At 69.0% G+C, this 14,742-nt stretch carries 11 protein-coding genes; 6 read left to right on the top strand and 5 right to left on the bottom strand.

The window, feature by feature from the left end; all coding sequences use genetic code 11:
• Positions 1-162 precede the first annotated feature (162 nt).
• A complete protein-coding gene (locus tag UA75_RS18170) occupies positions 163-732 on the top strand; it encodes a dihydrofolate reductase family protein (RefSeq protein ID WP_075743934.1) in 570 nt (189 codons plus the stop codon).
• 411 nt (positions 733-1,143) lie between these two features.
• On the opposite strand, the gene UA75_RS18165 is transcribed toward UA75_RS18170, so the two are convergent.
• The 3 genes from UA75_RS18165 to UA75_RS18155 form a co-directional block, all read right to left on the bottom strand.
• Positions 1,144-2,541: an FAD-dependent oxidoreductase gene (locus UA75_RS18165; protein WP_075741264.1), complete on the bottom strand. Its 1,398-nt coding sequence runs from the start codon at positions 2,539-2,541 to the stop codon at positions 1,144-1,146.
• 63 nt (positions 2,542-2,604) lie between these two features.
• A complete protein-coding gene (locus UA75_RS18160; protein WP_075741263.1) occupies positions 2,605-3,627 on the bottom strand; it encodes an alcohol dehydrogenase catalytic domain-containing protein in 1,023 nt (340 codons plus the stop codon).
• A 29-nt stretch (positions 3,628-3,656) separates the two neighbouring features.
• Positions 3,657-4,838, bottom strand: coding sequence for an acyl-CoA dehydrogenase family protein (locus UA75_RS18155; RefSeq protein WP_075741262.1), 1,182 nt, complete (start codon positions 4,836-4,838; stop codon positions 3,657-3,659).
• Positions 4,839-5,308: 470 nt separating this feature from the next.
• On the opposite strand from UA75_RS18155, the gene UA75_RS18150 reads away from it, so the two are divergent.
• Positions 5,309-6,703, top strand: coding sequence for an FAD-dependent oxidoreductase (locus UA75_RS18150; RefSeq protein WP_157434625.1), 1,395 nt, complete (start codon positions 5,309-5,311; stop codon positions 6,701-6,703).
• 186 nt (positions 6,704-6,889) lie between these two features.
• Here UA75_RS18150 and UA75_RS18145 read toward each other — a convergent pair whose 3' ends face one another.
• Positions 6,890-7,426, bottom strand: coding sequence for a hypothetical protein (locus UA75_RS18145; protein WP_157434270.1), 537 nt, complete (start codon positions 7,424-7,426; stop codon positions 6,890-6,892).
• A gap of 202 nt (positions 7,427-7,628) precedes the next feature.
• The gene (locus UA75_RS18140) at positions 7,629-7,922 is read right to left on the bottom strand and encodes a phosphopantetheine-binding protein (protein WP_075741259.1); all 294 of its coding nucleotides are present in this window, start codon (positions 7,920-7,922) and stop codon (positions 7,629-7,631) included.
• 228 nt (positions 7,923-8,150) lie between these two features.
• Between UA75_RS18140 and UA75_RS18135 the strand changes: the two genes are divergently transcribed.
• From UA75_RS18135 to UA75_RS18120, 4 genes are read left to right on the top strand one after another with little or no spacing between them, the layout of a single operon-like run.
• Positions 8,151-10,100, top strand: a complete 1,950-nt coding sequence (locus UA75_RS18135; RefSeq protein WP_083683290.1) for an AMP-binding protein — start codon at positions 8,151-8,153, stop codon at positions 10,098-10,100.
• On the top strand, positions 10,097-11,704 hold the full coding sequence (cmdF, locus tag UA75_RS18130) for a tyrosine 2,3-aminomutase (RefSeq protein ID WP_075741257.1): 1,608 nt from the start codon (positions 10,097-10,099) through the stop codon (positions 11,702-11,704). The genes UA75_RS18135 and cmdF overlap by 4 nt, the downstream gene beginning before the upstream one ends.
• A 34-nt stretch (positions 11,705-11,738) precedes the next feature.
• Positions 11,739-13,256, top strand: a complete 1,518-nt coding sequence (locus UA75_RS18125) for a tryptophan 7-halogenase (RefSeq protein ID WP_075741256.1) — start codon at positions 11,739-11,741, stop codon at positions 13,254-13,256.
• Complete coding sequence (locus UA75_RS18120) at positions 13,253-14,641, top strand: condensation domain-containing protein (RefSeq protein WP_075741255.1); 1,389 nt, start codon at positions 13,253-13,255, stop codon at positions 14,639-14,641. The genes UA75_RS18125 and UA75_RS18120 overlap by 4 nt, the downstream gene beginning before the upstream one ends.
• The last annotated feature ends 101 nt before the right edge of the window (positions 14,642-14,742 follow it).

The following is a 14,742-nucleotide window of genomic DNA, read 5'->3' as shown; positions in this document are numbered from 1 at the left end:
AGGAAGCTGGTCACGCTGGGTAGCGAAGGGCGGCGGTCGGTCCCCGACCGTACGCTCCTGGCTGGGCCGATCACGATGACGGCTCGTCGATCCGGCGCGATCTCGGGCGCAGCGCGGTTTTCAATGCCGCCGACCGAGCATCCGCAACGAAGGAGACAGCTCATGAGCCGCCTGCAGTACCAGTGCACGATGTCGTTGGACGGCTTCATCGCGGGAGCGGCGGGCGACATGTCCTGGCTGACCGAATACGCGAGCTCCGCGGCCGTCCAGTCCGACACGGCCTCCGACCTCGACTCCGCCGCCGATCTGACGGACGACCTCGTCCCCGCCATCGGCGCCGTCCTCGTGGGCAATCGGACCTTTCGAGGCGACGACCCGAACAAGGGCACCGACAGCGAGGGCGCCTACGGCGGCCAGTGGAGCGGGCCGACCTTCGTGCTGACCCACCACGTCCCCGCCGAACCGGAAGTCGACGTCACCTTCTCGGACGATCTTCACGGCGCCGTGGCCGCCGCGAGAGCGGCCGCGGGCGACAAGATCGTGGGCGTGCTCGGCGCCGACGTCGCCCGCCAGTGCATCGAGGCGGGTCTGCTCGACGAGCTGCTCGTGTCCATCGCGCCGGTCCTGCTCGGCGACGGCGTCCGACTGTTCGACCGGCCGGGCGGCTCGCCGGTCCGGCTCCAGGTCCTGGACGTGTCCGGGCTGACGATCGTGCTGCGCGTCGTCCGGTAGACCGGAGTCGGTGGGCTGTCGTCGATCGGGGGCCCTCGACACGGCTCGGAACTGGCGAGGGAGGGGCGTCGGGACCGGCGATCCGGGAGTGACGGAAACAGTCCGGCGCTGCTCGGCCGTACCTTCGCGGCGCTCGCCGATCCTGTTCGGCGCGCACAGACGTCCGGTCGTGAGAAGGGTGAGCCGGGGATGGCGGGGCTCGCTGCGGCCGTCGACATCAGTCGGCCGAGATCGCCCGTCAGCCGAAGGCGGTGGAGCACGCCTGCCTGGTCACGCGGGGCGCGTAGTGCAGGCCGTCCCGATGGAACGCCGCTCCGCGGACGGTGTTCGATCCCGGTTCGACGACAGTCATCACGCGGATCGTGTGACGACTGCCGTCGGTATGCCGGGACGCGACGCCTGCGGCGCCCGTCACTCCGATTCGGCCGGTGACGTGCGCGGTGACTCGGGCTGCGGCGCGGCCGATCGGGACTCGCCCGGCGGCGGCCTGCGTACCGCGTGTCGCAGGACCCGCAGGACCGTCTTCGGGCGTAGCAGGGCCTGCGGAGGATCCACGAGTCCGGCGACACGCATGAAGGCGTCGGTGATCCCCGCGTCCTTGCTCGCCGCATACTGCAACCGTGCCATGTACGCGTTGACGACCTTGGTCTTCACCGACCTGGGACCCTCCGCATCGGGGAAGTCCAGATCCCCGCCCGCCGAGACGTCCCACGGCGCGTCGACAACCCTGGCGACGTCGGCGAAGAACCGCTGCGGGACGGGCGGCGTGCCCAGTCGAAGGTGATCGAGAAGCGTCAACGTCTCGATGGCCGCGACGCTCATACCCTGACCGTAGACGGGATTGAAGCTGCACACGGCGTCACCCAGCACCAACAGCCGCTCCGGGAACCGTGCCAGCCGCTCGTAACGACGTCGGACGCTGGTGGGGAAGCGGAACGACACCGGGTCGTCGAGCGGCTCGCCTTCCCGGACCGCCGTGTAGATCTCCGGGATCGGCAGCGATCGGACGAACTCCAGGAACGCCTCGGGTTCGGTCGGCGGATGGTCGCCGAGCAGACCCGTCAGCGACAGGACGCACACGTCGCGGCCGACCTGGCCGAAGAACGCGCCTCGGGGGTGCGCGGGGGACGCCACCGGGTTGATCGACTGCACCCCGTCGAACCACTCCGGGCGAGTCCGATAGTGCCTGGTCGTGTAGGCGAGGTCGATCTTCACCCTGTCTTCGTCCGGCCGAGAGTAGCCCAACTCCTGTAACCAGACCGGGGTGCGCGAGCCCCGGCCGGTCGCATCGACGACCAGGTCTGCATCGAGCAGCTCCTCGGCCGTCGCCTCGTCTGACTGCACCCGAACGCCCACGATCCGGCTCCGGGAGGTCGCTGCCCGGAGCCCGAGGATGCGATGCCGTTCGAGGAACGTCACGTTCGGCAGTTCCGCGACCCTGGCCCGGACGTGGTGTTCGAGTACCGGTCTCGGCGCGGTGACCGAGGTGAGTCCGGTTCGAGCCGGGCTCAGCCGTCGAGCATTGAAGTACCAGCGCATCTCGCCGAGATCGCCCGTCGGAACACCCGTTGCCACCAGCTCGTCGGTGAGGCCGGGGAACAGCTCCTCCAACGCGAGATGGCCTCGGGCGTGCAGTCCGTGTGCGTGTCGGGTGTGCGGTGCACCTCGGCGTGGTCCGTCCACCCCGAGTATGGTGTCCCGTTCCACGACCACGACCTCGGCGTAGTGCTCGGCGAGGGCGCGGGCGGCGAGACACCCTGCCATGCTTCCGCCCAGCACCACGGCGCGTCTCCCGACCTGACCGGCCATCGGTTCGACCTCCTGATCCCGCGCGTGCCTGTGCCGCGCCCGTACTGGAAACTGACGACTTGTTCAGTAGGCGACGACGGCGCGGAAGCGGACGGAGCCCGTCGCCACCGCGGCTGCGGCCTGCGCGATCTGCTCGGGAGCGAACACCTCGATCCGGGGCGTCACCTCGCCTGCTGCGGCCGAGGCGAGCGCCAGTGCCAGGTGCTCCATCCCACCGTGTGTTGCACCGAGGATCTGTTGTCCGTGCGCGAAGAACGGCCGAGCCAGGTCCGGCGGGATGCTGAAGGGCTCCCGGCCGTCGATGCCCGCCAGCACCATGCGACCGCCCGGCCGCAGTCCGCGCATCGCTTCGCCTGCACTGGAGTAGGACGGTGCGGTCGCCAGGATCACGTCGGCGCCGCCTGCCGCGTCGAGTTCCGTGCCGCTGCCGAGAACGAGCGTGGCACCGAGATCCGCTGCGATCGCGTGTTTGTCGGATGACCGGGTGATGGCGACGGTCTCGAACCCGGCGGCAGCGGCGAACTGAACCGCGAGATGCCCGATGCCTCCGATGCCGAGCACCGCGACGCGCTCGCCGGGCCGAGGCGCCCCGACGCTCAGTGCGCTCCAGGCGGTGTACCCGGAGCACAGCATCGGCGCGGCCAGCTCGTAGCTCAGGTCGGCGGGCAGGAGGACCGTGCCCGCCGCCGGAGCGAGGAGCCATTCCGCCTGTCCGCCTGGCGCGGTGAAGCCCGTCGTCGCCGGTGCGGCGCAGGAGAACGCCGCGCGGCCGGACAGTCGGCTGTCGCGCCTGCACTGCGCACATCGTCCGCAGACGCCTTGAATCCAGGTGACGCCGACCCGGTCGCCCACCTGCCGGGACGTGACTCCGGCGCCGACTTCGACCACGTCGCCTGCCGGTTCGTGACCGGGGATGGCGGGCGATGTCGACGGGAACGGGAGGATGCCCAGCCCGGCCAGCACGTCGTTGTGACAGATCGCCGAAGCACGGACCCGAATCAGCACCTCGCCCGGTCCGGGGCTCGGCCTCGGTGTCTGGCGAAGTTCCCAGTCGGCGCCAGCCGCCGGAATGACCACGGTTCTCATCGTCAGCCGCCTCACGTCCGGTTTGCGGGTCAGATGTAGAGGGTGTTGGGTTCGAGGTCGCACAGGACTCGCCCGTACAGCTCCAGGTTCGTGTCCGGATTGATGAGCGCGTGCAGGCTGATCGCCTGGATGTCGCGTTGGATGTGTTGAATCGGAACCGAGCTGTACACCGAGGAGCCGCCGCTCGCCGACGCGAGGATGTCGACGGCCTCCTTCGCGAGCTGGCACGACCGCCCCAGGTCTGCGCGGGCGCCCACCCGTTCCCGTGTCGTCCACACCTCATCGGCCTCGCCCTTGGCATCGATCAACTCGGCGAGCCTGCGGGCGTGAAACTCCGCCGCGTCGATGCGCAGCGCGGCGTCGGCCAGCAGCCGATGAGTCAGCGGCGCCTCGGCCTGACTCGGATAGTCGGTGTACGTGATCTTGCGATCGGGCAGCCGCTCAAGGAAGGCGGTACGGGCGGCGTGGGCGAGGCCGATGGCGGTGCCGACCGACGACACGGCGGCAGTGGGGATCAGCGGGGCGCGGAAGATCGAGGAGGCGGCGTTCCGCTGGGACCCGTACTGCTCGCGGAGTACGGCGGGCAGCGGCAGGACCCGGTCTCGCGGGATGAAGACCTCCTCGGCGACCGTGGTGACACTGCCGGTTCCCCGTAGTCCGGAGGTGAACCAGTCGTCGACGATCGTGAGGTCGGTCATCGGCACGATCGCCATGATCGGCAGCGGCGGGCCCTCCTGCTGCGGGTTCATCGCGATGACGACCTGCCAGTGACTGTGCGGCGCGCCGCTGATGAAGCCCCATCGTCCAGTGACGACGAACCCGTCGGTCGCGGTGACGGCCGTCGCACTGGGACTCAGGGTTCCGCAGGTCCGGACGTCGGGTGACGCGAAGATCTCGTCCTGCACCTTGTCGGGGAACAGCCCGGCCATCCACGTCGTGATCCAGCTGACCGAGGTGACCCAGGACGCGGCGCCGTCGCCCCGCCCCAACGCACCCGCGACCTCGACGAGGGTCCCGGCGTCGCTCTCGTATCCGCCGTAGCGAGCAGGCACCCGCATTCGGAAGACACCTGCGGCGGTGAGCGCTTCTATGGTCTCGTCGTGGAGGCGACGTTCGTCCTCATGGGAGGTGCTGTTCCGTTGCAGGGTCGGCACCAGATCCGAGGCTCGGCGAATCAGCTCGGCCCTCGATGGCGGGTGGCTGTGCGACACGCTGTTCTCCCTCGCGAAGATTTCGGAGATCTCGACGACGACGAATTCGACGGCGTCGTCCTGGTAATCGAGGAATTCGATGACGGGGCTGGCGAGGACACATCGTCTCGCCTACGGGGAATCCGCCGCATCTCTTCGATTGCGATCTCGCGGAGTCGATGAAGCGGGGAAGCCCGCCGCTGCTGCGAACCTGGTGAATGGGCACGTCAAGAGGTGTGGTCGACGTCGTCGGACTGTGACGATGCGACGGTGTCGCTGGGGTGACGTCGGGCGCGATCGCCCGCCGCCGTGCCTCATCATTCGAGGTCGACCAGCGCGCGGAAGTCCGACGAGCACGCCCCGGTTCCGCCGTCGCCGCAATCCCGAGATGAGTCTGCGGTCCGATTGCGGGTTGCTGGTCGCGTTCTCGCCGGTCATGACCGAACGGCCGACTCGGGTCGGCGCCGAAGGAGATGACTGCTTTGAGTAGCGTGATCGCAGGCCGTGCCGTCGTGCTCGGCGGAAGCATCACCGGACTATTCGCCGCCGCCGCTCTCGCCCCTTCTTATCGCGAGGTGGTCCTGGTGGATCGTGATCGGCTGATCGGAGTGCGGGAATGGCGGCGTGGCGCTCCGCAGACTCGCCACATCAACGGACTGCTCGCGAGGGGACATCAGGCGCTGGAGGAGTTGTTCCCCGGCATCACCCAGGAGATGGCCGACGACGGCGTCCCCTTCTCCGACCTGGCAGGCACCGTGCGGTGGTACTTCCACGGAAGGCGACTCAAGCAGGTCCGGGCCGGTCTGAGCTGTGTCGCCGCGACACGACCGGTGTTGGAATACCACGTCCGGCGGCGAGTGGAGGCCATGCCCAACGTTACGTTCCTCGAAGAGTGCGACGTGGTGGGACTGTCCGCCACCCCGGACGGATCACGCGTCACGGGTGCACGGATTCACCGGCGCAACGAGGGCACCGGGGAGGAGACCCTCGACGCCGACCTCGTGGTCGACACGACCGGTCGTGGCTCCCGGTCGCCGAAATGGCTGGTCGAACTCGGTTATCAGCAGGTCGACGAGCAGCGCACCAAGGTCGACATCGGTTACGCGAGCAGGCACTACCGGCTCCGGTCGGATCCGTTCGGTGACGATCATTCGATCAATCCGGTGGCATCGCCGGTGCTGCCACGCGGCGCGATCTTCACCAAGACCGACGGAGGTCGAGTGGAGCTGACCACCTACGGCATCCTCGGTGACCATCCTCCGACCGACGAGGCCGGTTTCAATGACTTCGTCAAGACGCTCGCCGCCCCCGAGATCCACGAGGCGATCGTCGATGCCGAGCCGCTCGACGACATCGCGTTGTTCCGGTTCCCGACCACGATGTGGCGTCGTTTCGACCTGCTGACCGCCGCGCCCGATCGGTTTCTGGTGATGGGCGACGCCGTGTGCACTCCCAACCCGGTCTACGCCCAGGCGCAGTCGCTCTCCGCGTTGGAGGCTCTCGCCTTACGCGCGCGGCTTCGTCGCGGCTTCGCGCCCGATCCGCTCGCCTTCCAACAGGAGGTCGCGGCCATCATCCGACCTGCTTGGGAGATGACCACCAGCGTCGACCTCGGCTTCCCCGGCGTCGAGGGCCGTCGGACGCTCGCGACGCGGCTGATGCACGTGTTCTCGCGCCGTCTGCACGACGCGGCAACCCGCGACGCACGTTTCACCGCCGCGTTCATGCGGGTCGCAGGTCTGGTCGATCCGCCGGCGGCGTTGATGCGTCCGGGACTCGTCCTCGGCGTGCTGCGCACTGCGTGGCGTACGCCGCCGCGCCAGGGTGCACCATTGCGGACCGCGCCGTCCGTCGGCAGACGGGCCAGGGGCAGGCGACCGAGGTGAGTGCGGTCCGACCGGTGTCGACGAGCGTTCCGACGAGGTGAGAGACGGCATCGTCGCGGGGAAGCCCGCGACGATGCGTCGTCGGCTCGTCGAGCTGCCTGACAGGCCACCGGCAATCGGACGGGCCCCTCGCTCCACTGGAGCGAGGGGCCCGTCGTCTCATCGGATCATTCAGCGGGACTGCCGTCAGGGCTGGGCGGCCCCGACGCTGATCGTCGCCGCGGCATCCGCCTCGCCGACGAGCGTGCACTGCGATCCATCATCGACGGAGTGGATGATTCCGGGAGTCAGGCTGGCCTCGCCCGCCTGATCGAGGGTGAGCGCAACCTCGCCGCCGGAGAAGGGAATCGGCGTGTTCGCCGGGGTCTCCTCATTGGAGAGGCCCGTCGCGGTGATCGTCCCCGACGCGCTGCCGCCGAGCGTGATGTCGAGTTCGGTGTGGAAGGAACCGGCCGGGCTGTCGAAGGGCACGCCTTCGAGAATAAGCGTGCCCGCTTCGACGGTGACGGTGTCACCGACTGCGGCGCTGGCAGGCGCCGTGATGGTGACGTTGATGTCCTCGACCCGCGGCGCACTCGGGTCGCCACAGCTGTAGGTCACCCGCGAGGTGCCTGCCGTGGAATTGTCCGGGCTCGCGGCCGAGACCCCGAAAGTGGTCGCGATTCCCGCAGCCATCACCGCGCCAGCGGCAAGAGCTGCGACCCGCTTACTACGTAACTGCATCAGTGACTCCTCACTAGTGCGGAGGAACGCTTCCCCGCGTTCCTCCCTAGCTGGCCTTGCCCAGTCAGATTATCGACGCGTGAGTTCACCACCCACTTCGTCGTTGCTTCATTTCGAACTGGTGGTCGAATCGGGGAGATGATCACGGCCGGGTATCTTGGCTGGCCGAAGCGCGCGGTGTCGACGCTGGTCGGCGACGTCGTCATCCGCCGGTCGAGTCGGAGCCGATCCGGCCTGCTGCCCGCGCCGCCTCGATGACGGCGGCGACGAACGTCGGCAGGTCCGGGTCGTCGAAGAGGACGGCGAAGTCCATGGCGACGCCCAGTTCGTCCTCCACACGAGCCACGATCCGCATCGCCGAGATGGATTGTCCCTGGAGCTCGAAGAAGGTGCGGTCACAGTGTCCGTCCGGCATTTCGAGGACCGACTTCCAGATCTTCGTGACCTGGTCCTCGATCAACGACGGCAGTAGCATTCGGGCCTGGATATCCGACATCGTGATGGATTCCCTCCTGGACTCGACCGGCCTCGCCGCCGCTTTTCTCGGGCGGTGCCCGATGCCGCGAGAATCCCGGCGATACATCGTCGACACAGGCCGTGTCCAGTTGCATCTTCACAACTGCGGTCTTGAACCGTCCGGTGCGGGCAGATCACGCACCGCAATTCGCGAGAAGCATTGATCGATGGTCGCATGTGACTATTCCCCGGTGATCAGGGGAAAGACATGAGCGGGCCGAGCAGGCGGGTCCGGCGGCGCCGGGAGCCTGCGGCGGCGTCAGGCCGCCTGGGCGACGCGGCTGCGGTGGCGCGGCCCGTTCACGAGCTGGTGGACGGCGCGGCTCGCCGAGCGCCGCTCGACGATGCGATCGTCGAGGGCGCCGACGTCATGTCCTATCGCGACCTGAGTCGGGCGGCGGATGTCGTCGTCGCCCGGCTGCTGAGCCTCGGTGGCGCCGAGAACGCGCCGGTGGCGGTGCGGATGCCCGTCTGCGCCCGGCAGGTCGCCGCATCGCTCGGCATTCTGCGCGCGGGGGGCCTGCTGGTCTGGCTCGGCGACGGTGACCTCGGTGAACGGGGTAAGGCGGTGTTGGCTCAGACCCGGCCTGCCTTCCTGCTGACCGCAGGGCCTCTCGAGGACGAGCTGACCCGCTGGTACCGCGACGATCAGGGCGGCGCCGTGATCGACCTGGCCGCACCGGAGCCTGAGTCTGCGGCGGAGCCGCCCGGTGCGGTGCTGCCTGCGGTCGGTCCCGACTGGACGGCGTACGTCGCTCACACCTCGGGCTCGACCGGTCCGCCCAAGGGCGTCGCCCAGCGGCACGGGTCCTTCGCACAGTTCGTCACCTGGCTGGCCGAGGAGTTCGACCTCGGGCCGGGTTCGAAGGTGGCGCAATGGGTGGCGCCGGACCATGACCCCAGCCTGTGCGAGGTCTTCGCGACGCTGGCCTCGGGGGCGACGTTGTACCCGGTGCCCGGACGCCTTCGCGCGAACCCGGAGAAGCTGGTCGACTGGCTCGTCCGGGAGCGGATCACCTTCCTCCAGACCGTGCCCAGCATGGGACGAGAGATCCGACGGGTGATCAGCTCGTCGGACCCGCCGCTCACCGAGCTGCGGGCCTTGGTGTTGATGGGCGAGTCGCTGTCCGGTGCCCTCGCGAATGGACTGCGCGCCGTGCTGCCGAGGACACGACTGGCCAATGTGTACGGACCCACCGAGACGATCGCGGCCACCTGCCATGAGGTGACCGGTGTGGAGGGCGCGACGGTTCCGATCGGCCGCCCGATCCCCGGCCGCGAGGTGCTGGTGCTCGACGAGGCCGACCAGCCCTGCCCGACGGGAGACGTCGGCGAGATCGTGATCCGGGGCGCGTGTGTCGCCGATGGATATCTCGGCGGGGTGAGACCCGCGGCCTTTCGGCCGGTGGCCGTCGGAGACAGCCGGTCGTCACCGGCCGAACGGTGTTACCGAACCGGAGACCTGGGCAGGTTCCGTCCAGACGGACTGCTGGAGTTCCGGGGTAGACGCGACGATCAGGTCAAGGTCGCCGGAGTCCGGATGGGGATCACCGAGATCGAGGCGATCCTGGCTGAGCATGAGTCTGTTGCGGAATGCGCGGTCGTCGCGGTCGTCGGTGAAGACGGCCTGGTCACCAGGCTGACGGCGCACGTCGTGGCCCGAGGCGACGGAGTGGGCGTTCCGCAGGCGGGCGCCGTCACCTGGCGGGCATGGCTGCGCGAGCACTTCGGCGCGTCCATCGGTGCGGTGGCCTTCGTGACACGGCACGCACCGCTGCCGCGCACCGTCGCGGGGAAGGTGGACCGGCGGGCGCTGGCCGTCGCGGACGTGCGACGCGACGTCGTGCGGACGACGACGGCGCCGCAGGAGTCGGGCCCGTCGACGGCCGAGATCGTCGGCCGGGTGATCGAGGCCTGGCCCGCACTCGTCTCCGCAGCAGGCACGGACGACGTCGGCTCCGTCGACGGGGATGTCCCTCGGCTACTCGGCGTCCTCACCCGGATTCGGGAGAGGTTCCGCGTCGACGTCTCGGCATCCGACTGGCTTGCCGATCCGACCCCCACCGGGCTGGCCGCCCTGATCGAGGCCGCGATCCGTGACCGAGACCACCTGGACGAGTCGGTCGTCCGAGCCACACGAGGACGGAGCGAGAGTTGACGACGGAGCAGACCGCACGGTCGGTCCTATTCGATGGTGAGAGCCTGGACATCCCTGGTGTCGTGAACGTATCGGAGGGGCGGGCGTCCTGCCGGGTGCCACCCTCGGCGCTGCGGCGGGCGGCGAGATCGCGTGCCCAGTTCGAGGACATCGTCAAAGCCGACATCCCCGTGTACGGCGTCACCACGGGTTATGGCGAGATGATCTACATGCTCGTGGACCGGTCCAAGGAGACGGAGCTTCAGACCAACCTGGTGAGAAGCCACAGTGCGGGCGTCGGACCGCTGTTCGCCGAGAACGAGGCACGCGCCGTCCTGGCTGCGCGACTCAACGCCTTGGCGAAGGGACACTCGGCGGTTCGTCCGGAGGTCCTGGAGCGGTTGGCGCTCTATCTCAACCTCGGCATCACCCCGGCCATACCCGAGATCGGATCGCTCGGCGCGAGCGGTGATCTCGCGCCGCTCGCGCACATCGCGAGCAGCCTCATCGGTGAGGGCTACCTGTTGCGCGACGGCGTTCGCGTCGAGACCGGACCGGTCCTGCGTCAACTCGGCATCGAGCCGCTCAGCCTGCGTTTCAAGGAAGGGCTGGCACTGATCAACGGAACCTCGGCGATGACGGGGCTCGGCGCGCTGATCGTCGATCGCGCGGTGAACCAGGTCCGGCAGGCCGAGATCGTCTCGGCGATGGTGATCGAGACGCTGCGTGGATCGACCAGTCCGTTCCTGGCCGAGGGGCATGACGTGGCCAGGCCGCACCGGGGGCAGATCGACTCGGCTGCGAACATGCGCATGCTCATGCGGGGCAGCGGCCTGACCGTGGAGCACGCCGTGCTGCGCAGGTGGGTGCAGGACACCCGTGAGCAGGGCCGGGACGTTCAACGCACCGAGGTCTATCTCCAGAAGGCGTACTCCCTTCGTGCCGTGCCGCAGGTGCTCGGTGCCGTGCGCGACGCCCTCACACACGCTGCCGGGAAGCTGGACGTCGAGTTGAACTCGGCCAACGACAACCCGCTCTTCTTCGAGGACCGGGAGGTCTTCCACGGCGCCAACTTCCACGGTCAGCCGATCGCGATCGCGATGGACTACGTGACCATCGGGCTCACGCAGCTCGGTGTGCTGTCTGAACGACAGACCAATCGGCTGCTGAACCGGTACCTGAACGATGGGCTGCCTGAGTTCCTCGTCAGTGGTGATCCCGGTCTGAACAGCGGGTTCGCCGGCGCGCAGTATCCGGCAACGGCGTTGGTGGCGGAGAACCGGACCATCGGCCCGGCAAGCACTCAGAGCGTGCCGTCCAACGGAGACAACCAGGACATCGTCAGCATGGGACTCATCGCGGCGCGGAACGCTCGTCGGGTCCTGCGCAACAACGACACGATCCTGGCAGTGGAGTTCCTGGCCGCAGCGCAGGCGGTCGACCTCTCCGGCGGTCGCGACCGGTTGAGCCCGGCGGCCGAGGCGACGTACCTGCTGGTGCGGTCGCTCGCTCCGACGCTGGACGTCGATCGCTACATGGCCGATGACATCGAGCGGGTGGCCGAGGCCCTGGCAGCAGGCGCCTTCGCCGCCGCCGTCGATCAGGTGACGGAAGGACTGCGATGAACGGCGTGGAGGACGAGCGGACGGAGGAGGGGCGATGAGGGATCAGGACCATCCGGACTACGACGTCGTCGTGGTGGGCGGCGGCCCAGGCGGTTCGACCGTGGCAGCACTCGTGGCGATGCAGGGCCATCGGGTGCTGCTCGTGGAGAAGGAACGATTCCCGCGCTACCAGATCGGCGAGTCACTGCTGCCCGCGACGGTCCATGGGATCGGCAGGCTGCTGGGCATCACCGACGAGTTGACGCGGGCCGGGTTCGTCGTCAAGCGCGGCGGAACGTTCCGGTGGGGGAACAACCCCGACCCGTGGACGTTCTCCTTCGCCGCGTCGGCCAGGTTCGCCGGTGACACGTCGACCGCGTACCAGGTGGAGCGCATGCGGTTCGATCAGATCCTGCTGGACAACGCCCGCCGGGTCGGTGTCGAGGTCTGGGAGGAGTCGCCGGTCATCGACGTGATCGACGAGGGTGACCGGGTGGTCGGGGTGTCCGTCACGACGGACGACGGCACGACCCGCGACGTTCGGGCCAGGTACGTCGTCGACGCCTCCGGCAACAAGAGCCGCATCCACAGTCGGGTGGGCGGTCGCCGACGGTACTCCGAGTTCTTCCGCAACCTCGCGCTCTTCGGCTACTTCGAGGGCGGGCGGCGGCTCCCACCGCCGAACCAGGGCAACATCCTCGCCGCGGCCTTCGACGCGGGCTGGTTCTGGTACATCCCGCTCAGTGACGAGCTGACCAGCGTGGGCGCGGTGGTGCGGCCGGATGCGCTCGACCGGGTCCGAGGCGATCGAGAGGCGGCGTTGGCCGGCCTGATCCAGGACTGCCCGTTGATCGCCGAGAACCTCGCCGACGCCCGACGCGTCACGAGCGGACCATACGGCGAGATCAGGGTTCGCAAGGACTATTCCTACATCCAGGAGCGGTTCTGGCGCCCCGGCTTCGTGCTGGTGGGCGATGCGGCCTGCTTCATCGACCCCGTGTTCTCCTCCGGCGTCCACCTGGCCACCTACGGCGCTCTCCTGGCGGCTCGGTCCCTCAACACCATGCTCGCGGGCCGCCTTGACGAGGACGTCTGTCTGGCGGAGTTCGAGGCGCGTTACCGCATGGAGTACACGCGCTTCCACGACTTCCTGGTGGGCTTCTACGACATGCACCAGGACGAGGCGTCGTACTTCTGGAAGGCGAGGAAGGTCCTCGGGGGAGCCGGTGCCTCCGACCTGGAGTCCTTCGTCGAACTCGTCGGCGGCGGAGCGTCCGGTGAGGACGCGCTCGTCGGGGCGGGTTCCTACGCCGATCGCAACCAGGCGGCCTTCCAGGAACTCGCCGACATCGTCGGCAGGCCCGTCGGGCAGGAGGGCGAGGACCGCGACCTGTTAGGCGCCGCGCTGGTCAAGGCGGTGTCCCGGTCTGGGCTGCACATCCAGTTCCAGGCGGCGGCCGGCGGGAACGCCGATGAGCGCACTCCGGTACGGGCGGGCGGTCTGGTGCCGTCCGCCGACGGCCTGCACTGGTCGTCGCGACAGCCATCGACCGACGGGAGCCCACGCTCATGACGGACACGACGCCTCGACCGCAGCCCTCCGAACTGCGGCAGGACGGGGACCGGATCGCGCTGTCGTTGCAGCAGGAGTTCCTGCGTGCGATGGATCACGGGGACGGCAACGGGCCGTTCGGGCCGTACTACCACATCGTCGGCGGGTGGCGGCTGCACGGACCGCTCGATCTGCGCATCCTGCGCGGAGCCCTGAACGACGTCGTGGCACGACACGAGGGGCTGCGGACGGCGATCGTCCTCGACGAGACCGGTGTCTACCAGCGGGTGCGCCCACCCGCCGCGCCCGAGCTGGTGGTGCGTGATCTGCCTGCCGACGGAGATCGAGAGCGCATCGCCGAGCAGTTCGCCTGCGACATCGAGGCCGGTCCCTTCGGAACCGACGAGTACCCGTCGATGCGGATGGTCCTGGGCAGGTTCGATCGCCAGGACGCCGTGCTCGTCATGGTCGCCCACCATACGATGGTCGACGGATGGTCTGCCCAGGTGGTGATGCGTGATCTCGCCGAGCACTACGCGGCGCGAGCACAGCGGCGGCGACCGGTCCTGCCCCCGGCTCGTCAACCGAGGGAGTACACGGCATGGCAGCGCGCCGAGGCGGAACGTCCTGCTACGGCTGCCGCACGGGCGTTCTGGCGGACGAGCCTGCACGGCGCTCGGATGTTGACGATCCCCACGGACCGGCCGCGTCCGGCGGAGGGCGACTTCCGCACCGGCTGGCACCGCTTCCTGCTCGGTGAGGAGTTCGGTCGTGCCACCGCGACGGTCGCCGCGAGAACCCGGTCCTCGTCGTTCATGGTGCTCCTCGCGGCCTATCTGATGCACCTGCGTGACAGGACCGGCCAGACCGATCTGGTGCTGCCGACGTTCACCCCCGGCCGCTCGCCGGGATGGACCGAGGACGTCGTCGGCTCCTTCTACAACTTCCTGCCGCTGCGGGTCGACGTCGAGGGCTGCGCGGACCTCCTCGCCGTGGTCGCACGGGTCCGGTCCGCCTGTCTCGCCGCCTACGTTCACGAGATTCCGTTCGTCCAGCTCTCGGAGGAGGCGCCAGAGCTGATGTCGCCCCTGTCGGAGCCGGACGGCGCAGCCTCGGTGTTCCAGGTCGTCCAGTCGCCGTTCATGATGACCGACTGGCAGGCGGGTGATCTGAGGTTCACCGCGATGCGCCGTCGCCTGCTGTCCGCGTCGGTGGGCTCCCAGCTCCCAGACGGGCTGCTCTGGTCTCTGGAACCAAGGCCGGGCGGGCTCATCCTGGGCAAGATCGGCTACACCACCAACCTCTTCGATGAGGAGTCGGTGGTGCGGATGGCCGAGGAGTTCCGGGTGGTGCTGCGCGACACCGTGGTCACGCTCGCGGACACGCTGGTCGATCCCGTCTCCTGAGCGTTCGCCCATGGCCGCCTGCTGTGCCTGCGAACCGACGATCGGTCGGGCGTCGCCGATGCGCGCCCGACCGATGTCGCGACACCCCGGGGCCCGCCGGG

It is taken from the genome of Actinoalloteichus sp. GBA129-24, assembly GCF_001941645.1.
GTDB classification, from domain to species: domain Bacteria; phylum Actinomycetota; class Actinomycetes; order Mycobacteriales; family Pseudonocardiaceae; genus Actinoalloteichus_A; species Actinoalloteichus_A fjordicus.
This window is presented reverse-complemented; position numbering and strand designations above follow the sequence as displayed.

Bases quoted from the DNA above. Each gene is read 5' to 3' on its own strand.
- UA75_RS18170 (WP_075743934.1), top strand. From the start codon at position 163: ATGAGCCGCCTGCAGTACCAGTGCACGATGTCGTTGGACGGCTTCATC.
- UA75_RS18165 (WP_075741264.1), bottom strand. From the start codon at position 2,541: ATGGCCGGTCAGGTCGGGAGACGCGCCGTGGTGCTGGGCGGAAGCATG.
- UA75_RS18160 (WP_075741263.1), bottom strand. From the start codon at position 3,627: ATGAGAACCGTGGTCATTCCGGCGGCTGGCGCCGACTGGGAACTTCGC.
- UA75_RS18145 (WP_157434270.1), bottom strand. From the start codon at position 7,426: ATGCAGTTACGTAGTAAGCGGGTCGCAGCTCTTGCCGCTGGCGCGGTG.
- UA75_RS18140 (WP_075741259.1), bottom strand. From the start codon at position 7,922: ATGTCGGATATCCAGGCCCGAATGCTACTGCCGTCGTTGATCGAGGAC.
- UA75_RS18135 (WP_083683290.1), top strand. From the start codon at position 8,151: ATGAGCGGGCCGAGCAGGCGGGTCCGGCGGCGCCGGGAGCCTGCGGCG.
- UA75_RS18125 (WP_075741256.1), top strand. From the start codon at position 11,739: ATGAGGGATCAGGACCATCCGGACTACGACGTCGTCGTGGTGGGCGGC.
- UA75_RS18120 (WP_075741255.1), top strand. From the start codon at position 13,253: ATGACGGACACGACGCCTCGACCGCAGCCCTCCGAACTGCGGCAGGAC.